The organism is Pseudomonas sp. (genome assembly GCF_037994325.1).
In the GTDB taxonomy this organism is placed as follows: domain Bacteria; phylum Pseudomonadota; class Gammaproteobacteria; order Pseudomonadales; family Pseudomonadaceae; genus Aquipseudomonas.
The window spans coordinates 1-2,146 of record NZ_JBBNAH010000633.1 but is presented as its reverse complement, the minus strand read 5'-3'; the positions used below and the strand labels follow the sequence as shown (position 1 = coordinate 2,146).

At 64.8% G+C, this 2,146-nt stretch carries 1 protein-coding gene; it reads left to right on the top strand.

Annotated elements, in window-relative coordinates; translation table 11 throughout:
* Positions 1-2,125, top strand: a 2,125-nt coding sequence (locus tag AAAB16_RS20865) for an autotransporter domain-containing protein (protein WP_340665055.1), incomplete at its 5' end; no start/stop codon positions are given.
* Positions 2,126-2,146: the final 21 nt, after the last annotated feature.

The window sequence follows — 2,146 nt, the reverse complement described above, 5'->3', positions numbered from 1 at the left end:
CCCTAACGGCGCCGACGGTATCGCCGCCGGCGGCGGCACGATCATTAACTATGCCGGTGGCGAGATCTTTGGCCAGTCCAAAGGCATCCTGATTGACGACGGCGCCAACGGCACCGCCATCGTCGCTCAGCGCGGCACGGCTACGGCGGCCGGTGGCGTAGCGACTATCACCAACGGCGGCAGCATTATCGGCGCCGACAGCACGGCCATTGGCTTGGTGGGCAACTTTGCCGACAGCCTGAGCAACCTCGCCGGCGGCGTTATTCGCGGCGGTACCCAGTCGGTACGTGTCGACCAATTGAACAGCACTACCGCAGCGGCGGCCGTGCAAATGGGCGCCGGTAACGACACCTTGAGCAACGCCGGTTCCATCGTCGGCCTCAACGGCCTGGCGGTAGATATGGGCACTGGCGATGACGGCTTGACGGTTGTCACTGGCGGCACCTTTGGCGGCCTGGTAGACGGCGGCGCCGGCACCGATACCCTGACCTTGAGTGGCAGCGGCGCGGGCAGTTTCGGCAATAGCCAGAACTTCGAAACCCTGGCCGTTACCGGTGGCACCTGGACCGTCAGCAGCAACGACTTCAGTGCCGGCGGCAGCGTCGCCAGTGGCGCCCGTCTGATTAATAGCGGCAGCATTGGCGGCCTACTGACTGTGGCCAACGGCGCCAGCTACGGCGGCACGGGTCGCCTGGGCAGCCTGCAACTGGCTAGCGGCTCCACCTTTAACTACGACCTTAACGCCAGCGGCGCGCCCGTGCAGTTAAGTGGCAGCGCCAATCTGGCCGGCGCCACCCTGCACCTGAACGCCAATGGCAGCGGCTATGCCCAGCAGAGCAGCGTGCTCACCGCCACTGGCGGGGTGACCGGCCAGTTCGGCAGCGTGACCAATAACTTCGCCTTTCTTACGCCAACCCTCACCTACAGCGCCAATTCGGTTGAGCTGACGCTGACCCGCAACGACACTGCCTTTGCCGCCTTGGCGAGCAGCGACAACGCCCGCACGCTGGCCAACAACCTGGCCGCGCAACGCAACAGCAGCCTGTACAACGCCTTGCTGACCACCGACAAAGCCACCGCCAGCCAGGCGTTGGAACAGCTGTCCGGCTCAAGCAACGCCAGCATGGCGGCGGCAACCTTGGCCGGCAGCAGCCAGGTCAGCAGCGTGATGCAAGGCGCCATGAGCCAGCTCGGCGGCTTTGGCGGCAGCTTGCAGGCCTCGATCCTGCGCGACGACGGTCCGCAATTGGTCGCCGTTGGCGTGCCGAACGAAGCGCGCGGTCTGCATGATCCCAAAGCAGCAGGCCGGCTATGGGTTCAAGCGCTGGGCAGCCATGGCACGGTGGACGGCTCCCATGGCGGCAGCGATGTCGAGCAAAACACCGGCGGCACCTTGTTTGGTGCGGACTGGGCGATGAGTTCGGACTGGCGTCTGGGCGTGGTCGGCGGCTACTCGCGCACCGATATCGACGCCGGCCAAGGTGCTTCCGGCGATGTCGACAGCTACCACGTCGGTGTTTACGCCCTGACCCAACTCGACCAATTGGACCTGCGCTTGGGCGCCGCCTACAGCCGCCACGACGGTGAAAACAAACGCCGGGTGAGCTTTGCCGGGGTCGACGACAAACTGCGCGGCGACTACAACGCCGATAGCCAACAAGCCTTCGCCGAACTGGCCTACCCGTACGCCAGCGGTCGCTTGCTGGCCGAACCGTTTGCCAGCCTGGGCTACCAGCGCTACAGCCGCGATGCCTACAGCGAAAAAGGCGGTAACTCAGCCCTGCGCGTGCAATCGCAAGAACAGGACAACCTCAGCAGCACCGTGGGTATACGCATTGCGCGCCTCGACCAATTCGCCAACGGCATGAGCTTTACCCCGCGTATGAGCCTGGGCTGGCGGCACACCTACGGCGATGTTGATAGCGAAACCCGCCAGGCCTTCCTCAGCGGCGGCAGCGCCTTTAGCGCGCAGGGTACGGCGCAAGACCGCAATAGCATGCTGCTGGAGGCGGGGTTTGATATCGGCATCACCGCCAGCCAAACCCTCGGCTTGGGCTACAGCGGCGAGCTGGGCAGCAACGCACAAAACCACGGCGTGATTGCGCAGTGGCAGTTGGCGTTTTAACCACGTGTACCCGTCGTCCCC